Below are 19,560 nucleotides of genomic sequence, written 5' to 3'. Positions count from 1 at the left end.
CCATATACAACGTTGCTTATGAACATGATTGCGTACCCCGGCCAGCCTTATCCGCTTGGCGCCACCTGGGATGGAAAAGGAGTGAATTTCGCTTTATACGCAGAATGTGCCACCAATGTGGAACTCTGTTTATTCAAAACTCCGAAAGATGAGACTGAATACGCCAAAATAGCCCTGGTAGAGCGTTCTAATCATGTATGGCATGCTTATCTGCCCGATGTTAAACCAGGACAACTATATGGCTTCCGTGTGCACGGCCCTTACGAACCACAGAATGGGTTTCGTTTCAACGCTAATAAGTTATTGATAGACCCCTACGCCAAAGCCATCGCCGGCCGTATAGACTGGCATGATGCGCTGTTTGGCTACGAAGTGGGTCATCCGGATGAGGACCTCAGCTTTTCGGAACTGGACAGTGCGCCCTTCATTCCAAAATCGGTGGTGGTAGATTCCGCCTTCGACTGGGAAGGCGACCAGCATCCTAAAACGCCTTATCACAAAACGGTGATTTACGAGACGCATGTAAAAGGCTTTACCAAATTACATCCGGACATCCCCGAAAACCTTCGCGGCACTTATGCAGGCATCGGGCACGAGGTAACCATTCAATACCTGAAAGATTTAGGGGTAACGGCCATCGAGCTGATGCCCGTGCATCATTTTATTGTGGACAGGCACCTTGCGGAACAGGGCCTCACGAATTATTGGGGTTATAACACCATCGGCTTTTTTGCCCCTGATGTGCGTTACAGCTCCAACGGCGTCACCGGCGAACAGGTCACGGAATTTAAATCGATGGTAAAAGCCTTACACAAGGCCGGCATCGAAGTAATTCTCGACGTGGTATACAACCATACCGGCGAGGGCAATCATTTTGGCCCCACCCTCTCCTACCGCGGCATCGATAATGCAGGTTATTACAGGCTGACTGAAAACAGGCGGTACTACATGGATTATACGGGCACTGGCAATACGCTGAATGCCCGGCTGCCGAATGTACTGCGCATTATCATGGACAGCCTGCGCTATTGGATACTGGAGATGCACGTAGATGGCTTCCGGTTTGACCTGGCCGCCACTTTAGCCCGCGAACTGCATGAAGTAGACCGCCTCAGCGCATTCTTCGATATTATCCACCAGGACCCCGTGATCTCGCAGGTAAAGCTGATCGCCGAGCCCTGGGACATCGGAGAAGGCGGTTACCAGGTAGGCAAATTCCCGCCGGAATGGGCCGAGTGGAACGGCAAGTACCGCGACTGTGTGCGCGACTACTGGCGCGGCGCGGACAGCGTACTGGGCGAACTTGCCGAACGCTTCACCGGCAGCTCGGATCTTTACAAGGAAGACTACCGCCGCCCTACCGCCAGCATCAACTTTATCACCGCGCACGACGGCTTTACCCTGCACGACCTGGTATCGTACAACGAAAAACACAATGAAGCCAACGGCGAAGGCAATAACGACGGAGAAAGTCACAACCGCAGCTGGAACTGCGGCGCCGAAGGGCCTACCGACGATCCCATGATCAATGAAACACGTGCCCGGCAAAAACGGAACCTGCTCACCACCTTATTTCTCTCGCAGGGCGTACCTATGCTGGTGGCGGGTGACGAGATCAGCCGAACGCAAAACGGCAACAATAACGCCTATTGCCCCGGACAATGAAATATCCTGGCTGCATTGGGACAAGGCGGATCAATCGCTGCTGGATTTTACCCGCAAGTTGATCCATTTCCGGCACAAGCACCCGGCCTTTTGCCGCAAAGGCTGGTTCCGCGGTCATCCCATCAAAGGCATCGGCGTGGAAGATATTGCCTGGTTTTTACCGGATGGCGGTGAAATGACCGAAGAACACTGGAACCAGCATTTCGCAAAAACCGTTGCGGTATTTCTGAATGGCCGGTCACTGCACCAGATGGGACCTAAAGGAGAGAAGATCATCGATGACAGTTTCTATATCATCTTTAATGCGCATCACGAACCCCTGGATTTTAAATTACCGCAGGCGCATTATGCAAAGGACTGGCGCGTGGAAATCGATACGGTGAGCGGATTTGTAGACGGCGCCGTGCATAAGGCAGAAGACACGATACAGGTAGACGGGCTGTCAATTGTAGTGTTATCACATACAGTTGTAAGCAGATAAAAAAGGCGGCGAATCCATCGCCGCCTTCATTTTATCAAACACTCACTAATAATGCCACCGGAAATTTCTGCAAGACCGACAACGGCAGGCGCGCATTGCTCACATTGATCAACTCTCCCGTGAACACATTCCGCCAGCGCGAAGGCGCACCGTCCGCCAGGATCACGTAATCCCTGTCCGTAATCTCGTTCGCCGGCGCAGCCATCAAAGGCGCCACGACCAATGCCCATTCACTGCGGTTACAACGCGCATAGGCAATCACGTTTGCCGGACGGTTGGTGCTTAAGGGCACGTAATCTCCATCCGCAAACAATGCGCTATGCTCTTTACGCACCTGCAATGTTTTATGCGTCAGGTAAAACTTCTGCAATCCATTTTCGCGGCCGGCAATGGCCCACGACAGCTGGTTGTGAATGCTGCCCTGTGCTTCCAGGTCGGCCAGGTATTGCTGCCGCAAGGTATAATCCACATCGCGGCGATTGTCCGGATCAACAAATGAGAGATCCCACAACTCGCAACCCTGGTAAATATCCGGCACGCCAGGCGCTGTAAATTTCAACAGCGCCTGCGCGAGGGAGTGATCCATGGCCAGGTTGGCAATTTGCTCATAGAAGCTGGTCAAACTATTGATAAAATCCGGGGAAGACAAGATGCCACGGACAAAAGCAAGGCTCGCCGATTCGTAGCTATCATTGGGATCGGCCCAATTGGTATTGACTTTCGCCTCCCGGAACGCCTTTATCACGAAGTCGCATACACGATTAATGAACGCTTCGTCCACGTGCCTATCCGCCGGCAATCCCGCCAATATGGATTGGTAGATAAAATATTGATCGTTTGCTGTGGGCAACGTCTGCTCGCCTTCTTCGCGGATAAAATCTTTATTCATCGTATGCCACTCCTGCACCTGCTGGATCCAGCGATCGGGTATGGCGGAAAGTGCGTTCAGGCGCAGACGGCCGTCTTCCCCCGTTTGGTATCGTGCGTGGCCGTGGCGCTGAGCGCCTGAGGGTACAGGTATTGCCGGGCAGACAGGTGTTTATGAAACTCCTCCGGCGTATACAGCGACGAGCCCGGCGAATCACCCACTTCATTATGAGAGATCAGCAGGTTGTATACGTAAAACGTGGTATCTTCCACACCTTTGGCCGTCAGCGGGCCAGTGATCTGCATCACCCGCTTAAACCATATCAGCAGGTTATCATTATATTTCTTATTGTTGACGGGCTTCTCCCACCAGCTCTGTATCACGTCCAGTACGTTTTCCAGCGTACGCTCCTTCACCTTTGCCTTTTCCATCGTATCGTTGAGGATGGCAATATCTTCCGGGGACGGCGGCCACTCCTGCGGGTACAGCCGGTAAACGGGTAAATGCAGCATGAACATGCCAAGGGCGGATTTGAATTTCTTCTTATCGATACCTTCGGCTATTTTCAGCTGGTAGGCGTATTGGGTCAGTCGTTCCAACTCGCCACCCATATAAGTTTCGAGCATCATTTTCTTTTTCAGGTAGACGAGCTGACCATAATCCGCCAATTCCGGGAACTGGGCTCGATAATAACGCGCGAGTTTTTCCACACCTCCATTATCCGTCAGCACCTGGTTAACGAGCGACAAAAACTCGTACCCGGTACTGCCCTGCAATGCCCACCGATCGGGCAGTTGCTCATCATGCTCCAAAATCTTTTCGGCAATGATGTAACAGTTATTACCGAACAGTTGCCGCAGCCGGTCGATGTATTTTCCGGGATCTTTCAACCCGTCGATATGATCTATCCGCAAGCCATGGATAAGGTTTTCGCGGTACAGGCGATGCAGGAAGGAATGATATTCATCAAACACGAACTGGTCTTCCATCCGCAACGTAATCAATTCATTTACGGTGAAGAAACGGCGGTAATTGATCATTGTATCCGCATCCCGCCAGTAATGAAATTGATAATACTGCTGCTTCAAAATATCTTGCAACAATGATTTGTTGTTATTTACCTGCGCTACGATCCGTTGGGCCGCGTCTGCGGACACCTCCGCGAACAACCTTTCTTTAAAGGCGATCCAGTCCTGCAACGGCAGGCCGATTACATCCTCCTGTTTCAGGGTGCGGAGCTGGGGTATATCAGCGGCGATGTCCGGCAGCGCTTCATATCCAGGCATTGATAACGGGTAATCCTGCCCATTACACTGCATCGCAAACCCTTTCTGTGTAAACACCAGCTTAATGTCGCCGCCGTCTATACTCTCCACCAGCGGTTTTCCGAGAAACGGCACCATCAGCTTGCCGTTCAACAAAGGTTCCGCCGATTGCCAGTCTATGTCAAAAAAGTTGTAGTACGGTGAATGCGGCCCGCGCTCGAGCACATCCGCCAGCCGTTGGTTCTGCATGTGAAACGCCATGTGGTTGGGTACAATGTCCTGCAACCAGGTCATGCCTTTGGCCTTCAATTTTTTACTTAGCTCGCGGAATTCGTCAATGGTGCCAATGGCTGGACTGATCCGTAGCGGATCGCACATCGTAGCCATGCAGGCTGCCCGGTGCGGCCTCGAAAATCGGCGATGCGTAAATAGTTGTAATGCCCAACGCATGCAGGTAATCCAGGATATTATCCAGGTGCGCGAAAGTAAACCGTTCGTTAAACTGCAACCTATAAGTTGCCCCAGCCGTATTGATATTGCCGTTTTCCATAATCAGATCATTTCATAAACCACCGCCGATAAAGGCGCTAATACAATATTTCCACCCGGAAGTACCTGTTCCGGCGCGGCATTCCCCGTGTCAATAATTTTTTCAGTTGATGGGTAGGCGCGGGAGCGCAATGCTGCCCGTCCTTACTGCAATTCAATAACACCAGCAACTTCTCCCCGCAGCCATGCCGCTCGAAAGCCACTACCGCGGCATGATACACCGGATGCACACTAATGCCTCCCTGCTCATCGTTCTGCAATGCCTTCCGCGTTTTCCGCAAAGCGATCAACTGCCGGTAGTATTCATACAACGGCGTATCCCGTTTCCAGCTCAACACGCAGTCGTTGTAAATTGTTGCATCCTGCGGATCGGGCGCTTCTTCCCCCGAATGAAACGCCTCAAACTCTTTCCGGCGGCCTTCCCGCACCGCTTTGATCAGCGCTTCGTCGCTGTGGCTCGTGAAGTACGTGAAGGGACGCGTTTCCCCATATTCCTCCCCCATAAAAAGTAAAGGTGTAAAGGGCGATAGCAACATCGCCGTAGCCGACAGCTTTGCCGCTGCTTCTCCGGCAATGGTAATCAACCGTTCGCCCAACATACGATTGCCTACCTGGTCGTGGTTTTGGGTAAATACGACAAACTGGCTGCCAGGATTGTCTTTCGGCTTTGCACCAAAGTGCCTTCTGCGGTGTTTTGAATATTGCCCGGTATATACATACCCGTTTTCCAGCGCGGCCGCAATCTGTTCCGCCTCGCCAAAATCTTCGTAGTAGCCATTTTTCTCGCCGGTCAACATGGCATGTAAAGCGTGATGAAACTCATCGCACCACTGCCCCTGCAATCCATAACCGCCTTTGTCTGCCGGAGAAATGTACCGGGGATTATTCAGGTCGATTTCGGCGATCAGCACTTTCGTTCGGCCGGTTCGCGCCTCAAGTTCCTTCACGGCTGTTGCCAGCTCTTCTGCAATATGACAGGCGCTGCTGTCCCACCAGGCATGCACCGCATCGAGGCGCAGGCCATCGAGGTGAAAAGTATCGAGCCACATCAGCGCGTTATGAATAAAGAAACCGCGCACCGCATCGCAGTCGCGATCGTCGTAGTTGATGGCCTGTCCCCATGGCGTACGGTATTTCTCCGTGAAGTACGGTCCGAAATCAGGGAAGTAATTGCCTTCGGGGCCCATGTGATTGTACACTACGTCAAGCACCACCGCCAATCCCTTTTCATGTGCGGCGTTCACCAGGCGCATGAGACCGCGGGGACCGCCGTAAGAGTGCTGTACCGCAAACGGGTACACGCCATCGTAGCCCCAGTTGCGCGTTCCGGGAAATTGCGCTACAGGCATTATTTCGATGGTATTTACCCCCAAGTGCAACAGATCATCGAGGCGGTCAATAACTCCATCGAAATCACCGGCGGCAGTAAAGGTGCCGGTATGCAACTCATAGAGCAACATGTCTTTCAGCGGCAGACCTTTCCAGGAAATATCGGTCCAGTTGAAGCTGCCCGTATCTACTACGGCCGATTCGCCATGCACGCCGTCGGGCTGGTGCCGCGAGGCGGGATCGGGTCGGTGCAGTTCACCATCGAGCAAGTAATGATAGCGGAGGGCAGATGGGCAACCAGGCAACGTGTACGACCAGTACCCCTGTTCGTCGCGCTGCATGGGTAGTTGCTCTTTCACCGGCGCGGTAATCACCAGCGCTACCTGTTTGCGGTAGGGCGCCCATACCCGGAAGGTACAACTGCCGGTATTTGACAGGATAGCGCCCTGCTGCGGATATATCGTCATAGTTGTTGTCTTTTGAATAATTCCTTTACAATTACTACGCCCGGTCTATCGGATCGCGGTCGTAAGTGCCCGTCCATTCTTTCAGCTGTTCCACCACTTTCTCGGTAAGCTGCCCCGGCATTATGCGCCAGAGCCAATTCCCCGTCGTAGCGGCCGGCTTATTCATGCGTGCCTCACCATCCAGCCCCAGCACATCCTGCATGGGAATTATCGCCGTTTTAGCCACGGAACTGTAGGCCAACCGGCACAACACATTATGCGCATCCTTCTCCGACACGCGGCGGCCGGTATAATCATTCAGCCGCCTGCGGCCGTTGCGGTCCATATCCTGGAAATACCAGCCACGGGTTGTGTTGTTATCATGCGTACCGGTGTACGCGATAAAATTCTCCGCATGATGGTGTAGAATATGGGGCGATGTGGCCATATCTTCCCCAAAAGCAAACTGGAGCACTTTCATGCCCGGCAGCCTGAACTTATCGCGCAGTTCATATACCTCGTCGTCGATCTCACCCAGGTCTTCCGCCACAAAGGGCAGCTCCTTCATTTCTTTCTGAAGCAGGCGGAACAGCTCGTGGCCCGGTCCTTTTATCCACATTCCTTTTACGGCCGTTTTTTCCCCGGCCGGCACTTCCCAATATGCCGAAAAAGCCCGGAAATGATCGAGGCGAAGCAGATCGAACCACTCCATATTGCGGCGGATGCGTTGCAACCACCACTCGTAATGTGTATGTTTCAGTTGGTCCCAGTTGAAAATGGGCATTCCCCATAATTGCCCTTCATCGTTGAAATAATCCGGCGGCACCCCTGCCACGGCCTGCATCTCTCCCTTTTTCCAAGGCGGAACAGGTCGCGGTTAGCCCATACATCCACCGAATTGTAACTCACATAAAACGGGAGGTCGCCAAACAGTTGCAGATCCAGGCTGCGGCAATAGTTACGGAGGTTTTTCCACTGGCGTTCAAAAATAAACTGCGCCCATTTTTCGCGGCGAAGCAGCTGTTCGTCGGTAGGCCGTTCATCGCGGTTTTTATACTTCTCGGGCCAGTCATACCAGGGCTTTCCTTTACACGCTGTCGTTTGCACGGCAAAAGCAGCCCAGTCATCGAGCCAGTACGCCTGCGCTTCACAAAAGCGTTCAAAGGCGATCTTGAGGTCTGCAAAATCACCTGACTGAAAATTATCAAACGCACGCGCCAGCAGCTTTCCCTTAATGAGTTTGGCGGCCTTGAAGTCGGCCTTCCCCTGTTGCGGCAACGAATGTGCTTTCAGGTCACTGGCCTCCAGTAACCCCTCGTCTACGAGGCAATCGGGACTAATTAAAAGTGTATTCCCCGCCATGGCGGATAAAGCGCTGTAGGGCGAACCGCTGTTATCGGTGGGATTGAGTGGGAGTATCTGCCAGTACCGCTGCCGGGCGCGGTGCAGAAAACGGGCGAATTCCCTCGCGTTCTGTCCCAGGTCACCAATGCCAAACGGAGAAGGCAAAGATGTAATATGCATAAGTATCCCGGCATTCCTTTCGTGCTGTCGATCCATAATCCTTCGGGGTGTTTTTTAATATATAACAAAATAAAATCTGTGCCAGTTGAATCCCTGCTGATAAAATCCGGCGCGGAAAAGGAGGGAATGTATCTACCACCCCACAGTTTGTGGGAACAACAGGGGCCGTGCTCCTACAGTGCATAATAATGCTGTAAAACGCGGATCCTAAACGCTACTTTTGTCGGTTGAATAAAGGGAATGTAACGATGAATGACCCAAAGAAGGCCCGGCTGGCGATTACGCTATTCTTTTTTATATCAGGATTTGGCTTTGCCTCCTGGGGGCGCGGATCGCTGATATTCAGCGCCACCTGGGGCTCAATGAAGCGCAACTCGGCGGGGTACTTTTCGCCCTTCCGTTGGGCCTCGCGCTCACATTGCCCGTTACAGGCGCGCTGCTGCAACGGTACAGCAGCCGCAGGATCATGTTTGCCGGCGCCCTGGCTTTTAACGTGATGCTCAGCCTGATAGGGTTCGCCAACCTGGCCTGGCAGCTCGCTATCGTACTCTTCGCTTTCGGCAGCTCCCGGAACCTGCTCAATATTTCGATGAATGCCCAATCCGTAGGCGTACAACAACGCTACGACCGCTCCATCATCACCACTTTTCATGCGGTATGGAGCGTGGCCTGCGCGCTCGGCTCCGGTTTGGGATGGCTGATGAATTCCTTTCACGTTGCGCCGCTATGGCATTTGCTGGGCGTAGGTATAGCCATGGTCATACTGGGCTTCATCGCTTACCCGGACAGCCTGCAACAACCACCCGCCCCGCGCGGCAGCAAAGGGTTTATTTTCCCGGATAAAACATTGATTAAATACGGCCTCATCTCCTTTGGCTCTATGAGTTGCGAAGGCACGATGTACGACTGGAGCAATATTTATTTTCAAAAAGCCGTGCATGCCACCCCCGCGCTGGCCGGTGCAGGTTTTACGATATATATGACCATGATGGCCGTGGGCCGCTTCTCCGGCGACAGGCTTGTAAATAAGATGGGGGCCGTCACCATCATCCGCTTCAGTGGCATCTTATTGTTCTGCGGCTTGCTGCTGGCAGCCGTTTTCCCTTACGAGGTTACCGCTTCCATGGGATTTATGATGGCCGGCCTGGGTGTTAGTTGCGTGGTGCCACTGGTATTCAGCTTAGGCGGGAAGGCCAGCAAAATGACCAGTGGTGCAGCCATAGCAGCCATTTCCACGGTAGGTTATATCGGCTTCCTGCTGGTGCCGCCTGTCGTGGGGTTCATTGCACAGATGGCCGGGCTGCGCTGGGCATTCGGGATCATGTCCTGCTTCGGCTTATTGATCGCCATACTGGTGTCGCAATTGAAGGAACCGCCGCCACAGCCGGCAACTACCTAGTACTTTCTATTTTTTATATATTTATCCTATCAACCTGATATCTGACTACCTTATGACCCAACCCGGATGTATTATTTTTGACTGTGATGGCGTGTTGGTCGACAGTGAAACGATCGGCATCAGAATACTGCTTGACATGACGGCCGAATACGGCGTGGCTATGGACTTTGAGGAAGCCGTGGGCGAATTCAGCGGCCGCCGGCTGCGGGATGTGATCGATGTGCTGCAAACCCAAACCGCAACGCCGTTCCCGGTCGACCTGGAACAGTCCTTCCGCAAACAATCCTATAAGGTATTTGAAACCGAAGTATTACCCGTAGAAGGTATTCGCGAGCTACTCAGCAGCCTGCAGGTGCCGTTCTGCGTGGCCTCCAGCGGTCCCGTTGAAAAGATTAAGCTGAACCTCCGTTTAACCGGGCTGCTCCCCTACTTCGAAAACCGCATCTACAGTGGTTACGACATCGCCAGCTGGAAACCCGATCCCGGCATTTTCCTCTACGCCGCCCGCGAAATGGGCTTTGCCCCGGAACACTGCGTGGTGGTCGAAGATAGTAAAGCCGGGGTGCAGGCAGGGATTGCCGGCGGTTTTAAGGTATTCGGCTATGCGAAGCATGCTGACCCGGTAGCGCTGAAGGAGGCTGGCGCCCGGTGTTTTACAGTATGTATGATCTTCCCGGACTACTGCTATGATCGCTTAAAAGTCGCCTTAACATACTGTAACCTTCGAGGATGGTAACTGCATCCTTCGCTGATCCTTCGCTCAACCTACGTTCAAACCGCCACTATGGCCGAATAAGCCTAGGATGAGCGAAGGATCAGCGAAGGATGTAGCAAGGATGGTGTAAGGATCCTACTCTGCTGTTATTTTGTAAACTTTCTCTTTCTTACTAAAAATCAGTCTGTTACCATCATTTTCATGGGCAACGTCCGATTTCAGGCGGGATTTGGCGCTCACCACCACCGGGTTCCCGTTATTGCTGACGATCCGGGCGGAAGTTAGTTTGCCATTTGCCCACTCCATGTCGATGGTCATATTGCCGCGGGCTTTGAGGCCGGTGACGCGGCCCGATTTCCAGGCGGCAGGCAAAGCGGGTAATAGTTCAATTTCGTAAATGCCTGGTTTGTATTCGCGATGGCTTTGCAACAGCATTTCTGCTATGCCGGCAGTGCCTGCAAAGTTACCATCGATCTGGAACGGTGGGTGCGCATCGAAGAAGTTCGGGTATAAACCGCCGGCACCGCCACCTTTCGGCGGCACATATTGCAACAACTGCCGCACGAGCGTGTAGGCATGGTCGCCATCGAGCAAACGGGCCCAGAAGTTGATTTTCCAGCTTTTGCTCCAGCCGGTCCCCGCATCACCACGCAGCTCCAGCGTTTTGCGGGCGGCAGCGAACAGTTCGGGTTGTGAAGGGGTGATCTGGTAACCGGGATGCAGGCCATACAAATGGGATACATGGCGGTGTTCCGGTTCGGTTTCTTCAAAATCTTTGTACCATTCCTGCAACTGGCCTTTGGAGCCGATCTTAAAGGGATAAAGGTCCTGCAACTGTTTATCCAGCTTCGCATCCGGGGATTTATCCAAACCCAGTATACGATTGGCAGACGCCAGGTTGGTGAACAGGTCGCGGATGATGGAGATGTCAATCGTGGTGGCGATCGATACGCCCCGGCCTCTGCCGTCTTTATCTTTGAATTTGTTCTCGGGTGTGGTAGAAGGAGCCGTAACCAGTTTGCCGTCTTTGTCTTTGATCAGCCAGTCGGATGCGAAAGCCGCCGCGCCCTTCATGAGCGGGTAGGCCTGCGTGGCCGGGAACTGCTTATCGCCTGTATAGAGGTAATGCTCCCAAAGATGCCGGGTGAGCCAGTTGCCGCCCATTGGCCAGTTAGCCCAGGTAGGATCGCCGCTGCCAATATCACCCACGGGATTCGCCTGGCACCAGATATCCGAGTTGTGATTGGCCACCCATCCATCGGCGTGATAAAAGTCTTTTGCCACACGCCCACCAACGACCGACAGCCCTTTGAGCCAGTCGAGCAACGGCTGGTGCATTTCCGGCAGGTTGGTTACCTCCGCCGGCCAGTAGTTCATTTGTGTATTGATGTTGATGGTGTAATTCGAGCTCCGTGGTGCGCGTAACTCCTTGTTCCAGATGCCCTGCAGGTTAGCAGGCGGCGTACCAGGCCGTGAGCTCGAAATCAGCAGGTAACGGCCGTATTGGAAAAACAGTGTTTCCATACCCGGATCGGAGGCGCCTTTCGAGTAAGCCTGCAAACGTTCGTCGGACGGCAATGCAGCATTGGCCTTGTCGCCATCCAGCTCCAGTTTTACACGGTTGAAGTATTTCGTGTAGTCTGCACGGTGAGCCGTCATCAATGCATTATATCCCTTATTCATCGCATTTCGAACCAGCGACTGAGTAATTGCCTTTTCATCTTTCCCCTGCGTGTCCGGACATTTATCAAATCCGTTAAAACTCGTTGCTGCAGCCACGTACAACAGCACCTCGGAGGCACCGCTGATATGAATACCCGTGGTGTCCGTCAGCACCCTGCCCCCTTTCGCCACTGCGCGGATCCTGAGCTGGTAACGCATACCGTTGCAGCTGCCCGGTTCTTCGTAAATCACATGCTCACGGTCTTTTGGATTGTAATAATTGGGATCCACGTGCGAAGGCGCCTTTCCGCTCATCACCAGTTCGTTGGCGCCATTCGACGACAAGCGATAACGCAGCCGGCTGCGGGCAGCCACATCGAACGACAGCGACTTGGCTTTATTGGCAGAGAGGCGGATGAGTAGTATATTATCCGGGGCGGACGTAAACATTTCGCGGGTATATTGAACGCCGCCGGCTTCAAATTTAGTGGTGGCAATGGCCGTGGCCAGGTCCAGTCGCGGTAGTAACCGGTCACCTTTGCGCCGTTCAGCGACTGGCGCAGCAACAAATCGCCCAGTGGCAGGAAGGATTCTGTGAACAGTCCCTGCATCTTCCGCGTTAGCTGATCGGCTTTTGAATAATCTTCGCTGAACAGGGCGTCCCGGATGGGCTGTAAATGACTATACGCCTGCGGGTTCACATTATTTTTAACGGGGCCGCCGCTCCACAGCGAACTTTCATTCAGTTGTAAAATTTCATCTTCCACCTTCCCGAACACCATGGCGCCTACGCGGCCGTTGCCCAATGGCAGGGCCTCTACCCACTCGGTAGCGGGTTTGTTATACCAAAGCTTTAAGGATTGCTGGGCTTTTACGGTAGCTCCGCAGGTCAGCGCGAGCGAAAAAAGCAATATTGTTCTCATAAGCGTGTCGTGTGGCAACTAATATACGCTGGCGACCCGAATGATCCTAACGCCCGATTCGCCCGTTCTAATGTTATTTTACGCCTGCCTTATTTCCCCTTCGATTTAAGATCGGCTGTCACTTTTTCCAGCATTTCCTGCTGCCAATCGTTGGTGGTCAGGGTAATATCAGGCGCTACACCTTTACCTTCCAGCGATTTATTTTCGGTGGTTTTGATCTGGCATACGGGGATATAAAACACGTAGTTATCCTCGGTCATCAGCGATACCGGGTTACCGCCGCCACCGGTGTTTTCGCCTATAATAGTCGCGCGGCCCAGTTCTTTCATGATAAAAGCAAAATATTCGGCGGCCGAAAAAGTGCGACCGGACGTTACAACATACACTGGTTTGTCTCCCAGCGAAGGCCCGCCCGGCAAAGGTGCTACCGTAGGCTCGCTGCGATGCCACTCCGCCTCTCCCCTGCATTTTTTGATGAGCAACGTTTCAAAACGTTCATCATCCTGCGCAAAGAGGTAGTGGTAAAGGAAGGTGGAAATATTCCCAGATCCGCCACCATTGCGGCTGATGTCGATCACGATCGCGCGGGTGTTCCGCAGGAAGTTCAGGGCGCTCTGCGCCGTTTTATACGCCTCCGGGCCTGCAATACATTCCTCCCAGCGGATGTAACCGATGTTACCGGCTTTCACGGTTACCTCGCGGAAACCATAATTCCGTTCTGCCGGCGTCGTTACACTTTCATTGGGCACACGCTCCGCCAGGGCGTTGCGGTCAATCCCCACATAGAAGTGTTTGTCGTTCGTTTTCGCTCGCAGGTAATTAGTGATTTCGCGCAGGAATACAGCAGACGTGTCGATCGCATTGAAGAAGCCACCGTCCAGCATGCGTTTAAGTTCGTACGACATTTCCCTCGCCACTGCGGTATCGAAATAAGTGTTTTTAAGTCCCTTGCGCACCATGGCCACGATCTTTTCTTTATCGGCCTGTGTGATCGGTGCGATACCTTTCAAGTAAGGCTGCGCTTTTGCGCGGGCCCGTTCGAGGGCGCCGTCCAGTGCCGGGCCGTCCAGCGCTTTACGGAGCACCGCATCCTCCTTAATATTATTTACCCGCCAGAAGCCCTTGTCGATCGCCTCGTTCAGGCATGCCAGGGCTTTGTCCTTTCGCCGGCCTGTGCGTAGGCGCGGGAAAAAGTATAGGTTTCTTTAGCGGAGGCTTCGCCATGTTGCTTACGAAGCTGGTCGGCTGCCGCGGCGGCTTCTTTATATTTCCCCTGGTCGTACAGGCTGGCGATGGCGCCGGCATCCGGACCGGAATACGTTTTAATCAGCCGGAACTGCGCATGCAGGCCGGAAGCCGCGCCAAAAACACGGCGAAGAGCAGGCAGGTTAATTTTTTCATGGGTACGATGAGATAATAATTCGTTGGCAATAGACTGGCAAGTTAGCCGATTAGCCTCGTTATTTCAAACCCAAATTCTGCTAAACGTTAGCACCAGCGCTGTTTTTCGGGAACATGGAATGTTTATCTTTGCCCCCATGCAAACCAAAACCGTTCTTATCCTGGGCGCTAATTCCGACGTTGCCAAGGCAGCTATACAGCAGTATACCGCAAAGGGTTACCGCGTTATCGCGGCTTCACGCAGTACGGAGGCGCTGGAAAGTTTTGTGAAACAATCGGTTCCCCAACGGGAACTGGTGACCATTCAATACTTCGATGCGGCCGATTTCGGCAGCCATGCCCCGTTTTACGCGCAGCTGCCGGAGAAACCTCATATCGTCGTATATGCGGCGGGGTTCCTGAAAAATAATGAAGCAGCATTGCTGGATTTTGACGGTGCGTTCCGCATGATGCAGGTACATTATGCCGGCGCGGTTTCCATCCTGAACATCATCGCGATGGATGCGAAGAACGAACGGCTGGAACGGATCATTGGCCTTTCGTCCTTGTCAGGTGTACGAGGCAGGAAGAGCAACTTTATTTACGGCAGTACCAAATCCGCTTTTACCCAATACCTGGCTGGTTTGCGCCAGTACTTGTTCGCCCGGCGTATCACCGTTAACGTGATCGTAGCGGGTTACATCCGCAGCAAAATGACCGCCGGCCTGAATCTTCCAGAATCCCTCATGCTGGAACCGGCGTTTATTGCCAACGCGGTAGTAAACGCGGGCAGTGGATTTACCATCGTGCCCGGTTTGAAATGGAAATTAATTTATACAGCCCTGAAGTATATGCCCGAGCGCCTGGTGGCCAAACTTCCTTAACTACAGTAATAATGCGTCGATGCGATGGGCCTGCACCATTTGTGTTTGTTCCGACCAGGAAAAAATCGTGAAGTTACCGTCTTGCGAAGCTACCAGCGCGATCGCATCGCGCTGATCGTGGATGAACTGCGCGGCCGACAAATGCCGGGTGCCGCCGATGCTCGAAGGATGAATGAGCGAAGGATGCCCGCCGATAACCGGCTCCATCCAGAGCACCTGCTCTACCGGTTCGGAGCGGCTCGCGCGCATGATTTTAGCGCCAAAAGCCAGCAGCTCGTGGCGGTCGTTGATCAACGTAGCGCCATCCACCGCGGTAAGACCGGTAATATTATCCACCTCTCTCCGCAATGCGTTTTGCCAGAAGATTTCCGTACTTACCTTGTTAGCTTCCTGTCGCAACAGATCGGCTACACCGGTAAACGCCGGATCTATACGGTATTGCAGCGGGTGCACGATCGACTCCTTCCAGGCCTCGCTGCCGGAGGGCGTTACGAGCAGGATGCCCCCGTGTTTATGGGCGCGCATCGACACCGCTATCTGGATCAATACATTTACAGGATGGTTCCATACGCCGGAAGCATTGTGTCCCAGCAGCGATGCGAGGATAGATGGAGTATCGTCCAGCAGCGCGCTGGCTTCGTCTACCACCCTTACCTGGTCGCCTTTGAGCACGGCCACGTTGGCGAATTTACCCAGACCGATGATCCGGCGGTGTTTCACCACGAGCAGCCCGGGTTCCGACACGTCCAGTACAAAACAATAATTGGGCAGTTTGATGGTGGTCCCCCACACGTACAGTTCCCCGTTTTCGTGCCATACGCCTACGTACACACCGGCGCGCTCTACCCCGGGCGCCAGTTTCACCAGCGTTTTGGGCGACAGCGGCAGCCGTTGTGCAAATAACAGTGGCCGGCCGGCCTGACTGGGTTTCAGGAATGCAAGCGAAATACGGGGTTCATTGCCCTCCTCCTTTCGTAAACTGGCCCAGAAGGCCACATCGATCATGGTTTCGATGATTTTGCCGGAGGGTACGTCCGCCAGGTCTTCTTCACCATTGTCGGCCGCCAGGGCTATATGTTTTAAAAAATGATCTTCTACAATCCCGGAAATCTTTGTCGCAGCCTGGTATGTTGATTCGTTCGTCAATTCCATAAATGAGCTCGTACGCCGGTTGGTTGCCCCGGCCTTCCGGCAAATTTACCATTTTTCGCGGTCGGAATAATACCGGGTTACTTTGCCCCGGCAAACCACTTGCGCAGACGGCTCCTGTACAGCCAATAACCCGCCAGCAGCAATACCCATAACGGCCATATCGCTACCAGGTAAACCAGGATGTTGCAAAAGACCCGTAAACCGCTGAGCAACGACTGCCATAATGATTCTCCGAAACCGGCGCGGGTAAGTGCATCCTCATCTGCCAATATCTGTATGTCCGCCACTTCCGGCTGAAACAACGATACCGCCAGGGTGGAATACGCCACGTTCTCATCGATCTGTTTGTTCGCAATGATCCTGTTGATCCGCTCCTGCTGATCGTTTTGCGCTACCGCGTTCATATCGATGGCTTTGTCGTTCCGCGTAGGTCCCAGCTGCTTCACGTCCTGGTTGCCCAACTGGTTGGCATAGTAAGAAAGCGTGGCGTCCGTATCGCGCAACGTACGCGTATCTATAAAATCGGCGATAACGGACAATGTGTACACGACTGAATCCAGTTGCGCTACCGGCACCCGCAATTTAAGGTCTGACGTTGCGGTGTACAACTGCACCCGTTTAACAGAATCTGTTTTGTACTGTAGCGTTTTTGCAGCATGATAAATATTTCGCTGCGTACTTTCTTCTACGACCCCGCCCAGTGCGCTGACCAGTCTTTCGATACGTTCGGTGGATTGATGTACGTCTTTTACCCGGCAGTGAAAGTCTGCGCTGCGCATGCGTTTGCGGGTAGAGTCTTGTAATGGAACAACCTTCAAATCAATTTTTTCCTGCCTCAACGAGGCTGTCGGCGCACCTTCGTGTGGAACCTGCTGACAGGACAATAAGAGGCATGCGGGCGCTATGGCCCCGTAGAACAACAATGAATTACGCATAAAAGGGATAATTTCCTGTTTATCCGGATAAAGTTGAAAGGTAACCTGCAGGAAATGTTAAAATGAAAAAGGCGCTGCTCGTGCAACGCCCTCTCTTTTTGTGTATTCAGTGGTGAACGGTTAATCATTTGATATGGTAGTAGATTTCTCGGGCACATAAAACTGCAGCGCGCCGTCAATAACTTTAACCTCGAATACTACCCCTTTAATATCTTTGATCACCTCATCGTCTACATGCGCATGAACGCCCTCCCAGGTGATCGTTAATTCTTTCGCTTTCAGGGTAGAAAACGTGAACGGTGTATTACCATCGCGTATCTTATCCCAAATATAAGTGGCAAACTTCTCCCGCTGTGTTTCTGCGATCAGTATCACCTCAAACTCACCATCGTTTGTGTTCGCCAAAGGGTTCAGATCAAGATTCGGGCCAAGGGATGGCGTATTCATCACCTCAACCAGTAAAAAATTACCGGAATGGTCTACCCCATCGATCAATATCTGGCAGTTTTTTGCCTTATAGTTTTCGATGACATCGTGCAGCACGTGCAGTGCATTATCGATGCGCTCTTCGGGCGACACGTCCTTTTTATCTGCACCTTCGCGCATATCGTTCATCAATTTCGGAAATACGCCAAAACCAAATCCCTCCAGGAAATACATGGTTTCATGATGCCCGTGGATCTTCCCCACATCGAATTTACGGGCGGTTTCTTTACGCCAGGAAGCAATGATATCTTTCTCCTTACCGGAGATTTCCAGCGCCTTACCGATGTTGTTAGCGGTGCCTTTCGGCAATACCGCGACCGGCAGGTGCAGATCGCGTTCCAGCAACGCTACACTTACCTTTCGCACGGTACCGTCGCCGCCTGCCACGATTAAGAAGTCTACTTCCGGATCAATATCTTTCCATCCTTTTTCCTTTACAGAAGAATAAATGACTTTAAATCCATGTGATTCGATCTGTTTGATCAGTGTTTCTTCTGAGTGCTCCTTGTCTCCAGCTTTGGGATTATGTAGCAGATTGACTGTTTTCATGTGTTGAGGCATATGTACTGGGCAGACAAAAAGAATACCAAGTCGCACTGGCATGGTATTGGGGGCGCATTGGGCATGAAAATACTTATCGCAAACGACGACGGCATTTATAGTCCTGGCATCGCGGCCCTGGCCAAAGTGGCTTCCCGTTTCGGGGAAGTAACAGTGGTGGCGCCCGATGTGGAACAGTCTTCCATGGGACATGCGGTAACGCATTCGCGCCCGCTGACATTGAAGAAATCACCCATCCATTTTGAGGGCATGGAGGCCTACCGGGTAAACGGTACGCCGGCCGACTGTGTGGCATTGGGTACCCACCTGACCAAAACAGATGTGGTATTATCCGGCATCAATATGGGACCGAACCTGGGCAACGGCATGTGGCACTCCGGCACGCTGGCGGCTGCTAAACAGGCGGTGTTACTGGGTTACAAAGGCATCGCACTCAGCACGCCCGTAGGCAAAACGGAACCGGACTTCGAAGCACTGGCGCCATTTGTAGCCGAAGTACTCGAACTCCTGCTTGCAGAACCCGGACTCGCCCTTTACAACGTGAACTTCCCGCCGAGTCCTAAAGGGATCCGCTGGACGAGGCAGTCCGTGAGGCTATACGATGGTACCATTGTACCGGGTGTAGACCCAATGAACCGTAAACACTACTGGTTTACAGTTACACCGCTGGAACCCGCGGAGGAAGGCACCGATCGCTGGGCGGTGGAAAACGGATATGTATCTATCACCCCGCTGCGACTCGACCTTACCCACGAAGACGAATTGAAAAAAGCATTAGAGAAATACGGGGAAACAGTGAAAACAGATTAACGCCAGGCATCCATTAATCGCCGCAGCACAATGATCTCACCAACATGATAAGCATTGTGATCGGCGATGAGCAAGGCCTCGCGGAAAAGCGACTGTCCCTCTCCCCACGCAAAAACATCCAGCAGCTGGTCTTCACGTTCCTTCAGCAATTGAAAGAAACGTTTTTGATCAGCTGCAATTTGCTTCAATGTATGATTCCACGTCTCATCATCAACATGCGTCTGATGCTCCGGCCAATATCCTTCCGGCCACTTCGGACTTTCATGTCCTTCCCCGGTACTGAATTCCACGATATCCCATTGCGTAATGCGCAGATGATCGGCTAATTGCCAGATGGAATATGGTAAACCACGAACTTTTTTGCCACGCAGACCGGCCGGCAGGTCCGCAACGGCCTCTGTGAATGACACGTGTGCATTGCCCTTCTGAATGAGGGTAATGAGCTCGGAAACAATAGTTGTTTTTTCGTTTTTCATGGAGGTTTTGCCACAATAATCCGGCCAGCAAAGAATAATTTTTTAGATTT

At 52.7% G+C, this 19,560-nt stretch carries 18 protein-coding genes and 1 pseudogene; 6 read left to right on the top strand and 13 right to left on the bottom strand.

Annotation, left to right across the window (positions count from 1 at the left end):
• Window positions 1–18 precede the first annotated feature (18 nt).
• Complete coding sequence (gene glgX / locus MKQ70_RS04600; protein WP_248068610.1) at window positions 19–1,665, top strand: glycogen debranching protein GlgX; 1,647 nt, start codon at window positions 19–21, stop codon at window positions 1,663–1,665.
• On the top strand, window positions 1,607–2,146 hold the full coding sequence (locus MKQ70_RS04595) for a GlgX family protein (RefSeq protein WP_248068608.1): 540 nt from the start codon (window positions 1,607–1,609) through the stop codon (window positions 2,144–2,146). The genes glgX and MKQ70_RS04595 overlap by 59 nt, the downstream gene beginning before the upstream one ends.
• Before the next feature lie 34 nt (window positions 2,147–2,180).
• On the opposite strand, the gene MKQ70_RS04590 is transcribed toward MKQ70_RS04595, so the two are convergent.
• The 6 genes from MKQ70_RS04590 to MKQ70_RS43695 are packed head-to-tail and all read right to left on the bottom strand — an operon-like array spanning window position 2,181 to window position 8,127.
• Entirely contained in the window at window positions 2,181–3,035 is an 855-nt protein-coding gene (locus MKQ70_RS04590) for a malto-oligosyltrehalose synthase (protein WP_248068606.1), read from the bottom strand.
• Between the two features lie 56 nt (window positions 3,036–3,091).
• The gene (locus MKQ70_RS04585; protein WP_282456215.1) at window positions 3,092–4,588 is read right to left on the bottom strand and encodes a malto-oligosyltrehalose synthase; all 1,497 of its coding nucleotides are present in this window, start codon (window positions 4,586–4,588) and stop codon (window positions 3,092–3,094) included.
• A 25-nt stretch (window positions 4,589–4,613) separates the two neighbouring features.
• Complete coding sequence (locus MKQ70_RS37645; RefSeq protein ID WP_282456214.1) at window positions 4,614–4,829, bottom strand: alpha-amylase family glycosyl hydrolase; 216 nt, start codon at window positions 4,827–4,829, stop codon at window positions 4,614–4,616.
• 37 nt (window positions 4,830–4,866) lie between these two features.
• Window positions 4,867–6,624 carry a malto-oligosyltrehalose trehalohydrolase gene (gene treZ / locus MKQ70_RS04580; RefSeq protein ID WP_248068604.1) on the bottom strand — a complete coding sequence of 586 codons (1,758 nt, stop codon included), beginning with the start codon at window positions 6,622–6,624 and terminating at the stop codon, window positions 4,867–4,869.
• A gap of 34 nt (window positions 6,625–6,658) precedes the next feature.
• Window positions 6,659–7,447, bottom strand: a complete 789-nt coding sequence (locus MKQ70_RS43700; protein ID WP_282456213.1) for a 4-alpha-glucanotransferase — start codon at window positions 7,445–7,447, stop codon at window positions 6,659–6,661.
• Window positions 7,360–8,127, bottom strand: coding sequence for a 4-alpha-glucanotransferase (locus MKQ70_RS43695; RefSeq protein WP_282456212.1), 768 nt, complete (start codon window positions 8,125–8,127; stop codon window positions 7,360–7,362). The genes MKQ70_RS43700 and MKQ70_RS43695 overlap by 88 nt, the downstream gene beginning before the upstream one ends.
• 286 nt (window positions 8,128–8,413) lie before the next feature.
• On the opposite strand from MKQ70_RS43695, the gene MKQ70_RS04570 reads away from it, so the two are divergent.
• Window positions 8,414–9,526, top strand: coding sequence for an MFS transporter (locus MKQ70_RS04570; protein ID WP_308199409.1), 1,113 nt, complete (start codon window positions 8,414–8,416; stop codon window positions 9,524–9,526).
• Between the two features lie 52 nt (window positions 9,527–9,578).
• Window positions 9,579–10,262, top strand: a complete 684-nt coding sequence (locus MKQ70_RS04565) for an HAD-IA family hydrolase (RefSeq protein WP_248068602.1) — start codon at window positions 9,579–9,581, stop codon at window positions 10,260–10,262.
• Between the two features lie 114 nt (window positions 10,263–10,376).
• Here the strand turns inward: MKQ70_RS04565 and MKQ70_RS41975 are convergent, their stop codons facing one another.
• From MKQ70_RS41975 to MKQ70_RS04555, 3 genes and pseudogenes are all read right to left on the bottom strand, one after another.
• A complete protein-coding gene (locus MKQ70_RS41975) occupies window positions 10,377–10,676 on the bottom strand; it encodes a glycoside hydrolase family 95-like protein (RefSeq protein ID WP_372490090.1) in 300 nt (99 codons plus the stop codon).
• A 54-nt stretch (window positions 10,677–10,730) separates the two neighbouring features.
• Window positions 10,731–12,826, bottom strand: a pseudogene (locus tag MKQ70_RS04560) (glycoside hydrolase family 95 protein); the annotation flags it as partial.
• An 89-nt stretch (window positions 12,827–12,915) separates the two neighbouring features.
• Complete coding sequence (locus tag MKQ70_RS04555; protein WP_248068600.1) at window positions 12,916–13,911, bottom strand: S41 family peptidase; 996 nt, start codon at window positions 13,909–13,911, stop codon at window positions 12,916–12,918.
• Window positions 13,912–14,364: 453 nt separating this feature from the next.
• On the opposite strand from MKQ70_RS04555, the gene MKQ70_RS04550 reads away from it, so the two are divergent.
• The gene (locus MKQ70_RS04550; protein ID WP_248068596.1) at window positions 14,365–15,090 is read left to right on the top strand and encodes an SDR family NAD(P)-dependent oxidoreductase; all 726 of its coding nucleotides are present in this window, start codon (window positions 14,365–14,367) and stop codon (window positions 15,088–15,090) included.
• Here the strand turns inward: MKQ70_RS04550 and MKQ70_RS04545 are convergent, their stop codons facing one another.
• The 3 genes from MKQ70_RS04545 to MKQ70_RS04535 all read right to left on the bottom strand — a co-directional run bounded on the left by MKQ70_RS04545 (window position 15,091) and on the right by MKQ70_RS04535 (window position 18,212).
• Window positions 15,091–16,242, bottom strand: a complete 1,152-nt coding sequence (locus MKQ70_RS04545) for a putative sensor domain DACNV-containing protein (protein ID WP_248068593.1) — start codon at window positions 16,240–16,242, stop codon at window positions 15,091–15,093.
• Window positions 16,243–16,319: 77 nt separating this feature from the next.
• Window positions 16,320–17,060 (bottom strand): DUF4349 domain-containing protein, encoded by a 741-nt coding sequence (locus MKQ70_RS04540; protein ID WP_248068591.1) that lies wholly within the window; start codon window positions 17,058–17,060, stop codon window positions 16,320–16,322.
• A 237-nt stretch (window positions 17,061–17,297) separates the two neighbouring features.
• A complete protein-coding gene (locus MKQ70_RS04535) occupies window positions 17,298–18,212 on the bottom strand; it encodes a diacylglycerol/lipid kinase family protein (protein WP_248068587.1) in 915 nt (304 codons plus the stop codon).
• 12 nt (window positions 18,213–18,224) lie between these two features.
• On the opposite strand from MKQ70_RS04535, the gene surE reads away from it, so the two are divergent.
• Complete coding sequence (surE, locus tag MKQ70_RS04530) at window positions 18,225–19,034, top strand: 5'/3'-nucleotidase SurE (protein WP_248068583.1); 810 nt, start codon at window positions 18,225–18,227, stop codon at window positions 19,032–19,034.
• Here the strand turns inward: surE and MKQ70_RS04525 are convergent.
• Window positions 19,031–19,510 (bottom strand): DinB family protein, encoded by a 480-nt coding sequence (locus MKQ70_RS04525; RefSeq protein ID WP_248068581.1) that lies wholly within the window; start codon window positions 19,508–19,510, stop codon window positions 19,031–19,033. The two genes, surE and MKQ70_RS04525, sit on opposite strands and share 4 nt — an antisense overlap.
• Window positions 19,511–19,560 lie beyond the last annotated feature (50 nt).

Source organism: Chitinophaga sedimenti (genome assembly GCF_023156195.1).
Lineage (GTDB): Bacteria > Bacteroidota > Bacteroidia > Chitinophagales > Chitinophagaceae > Chitinophaga > Chitinophaga sedimenti.
Note: the sequence above shows the minus strand (reverse complement) of the source record. Positions and strands in the feature narration are given on the sequence as shown.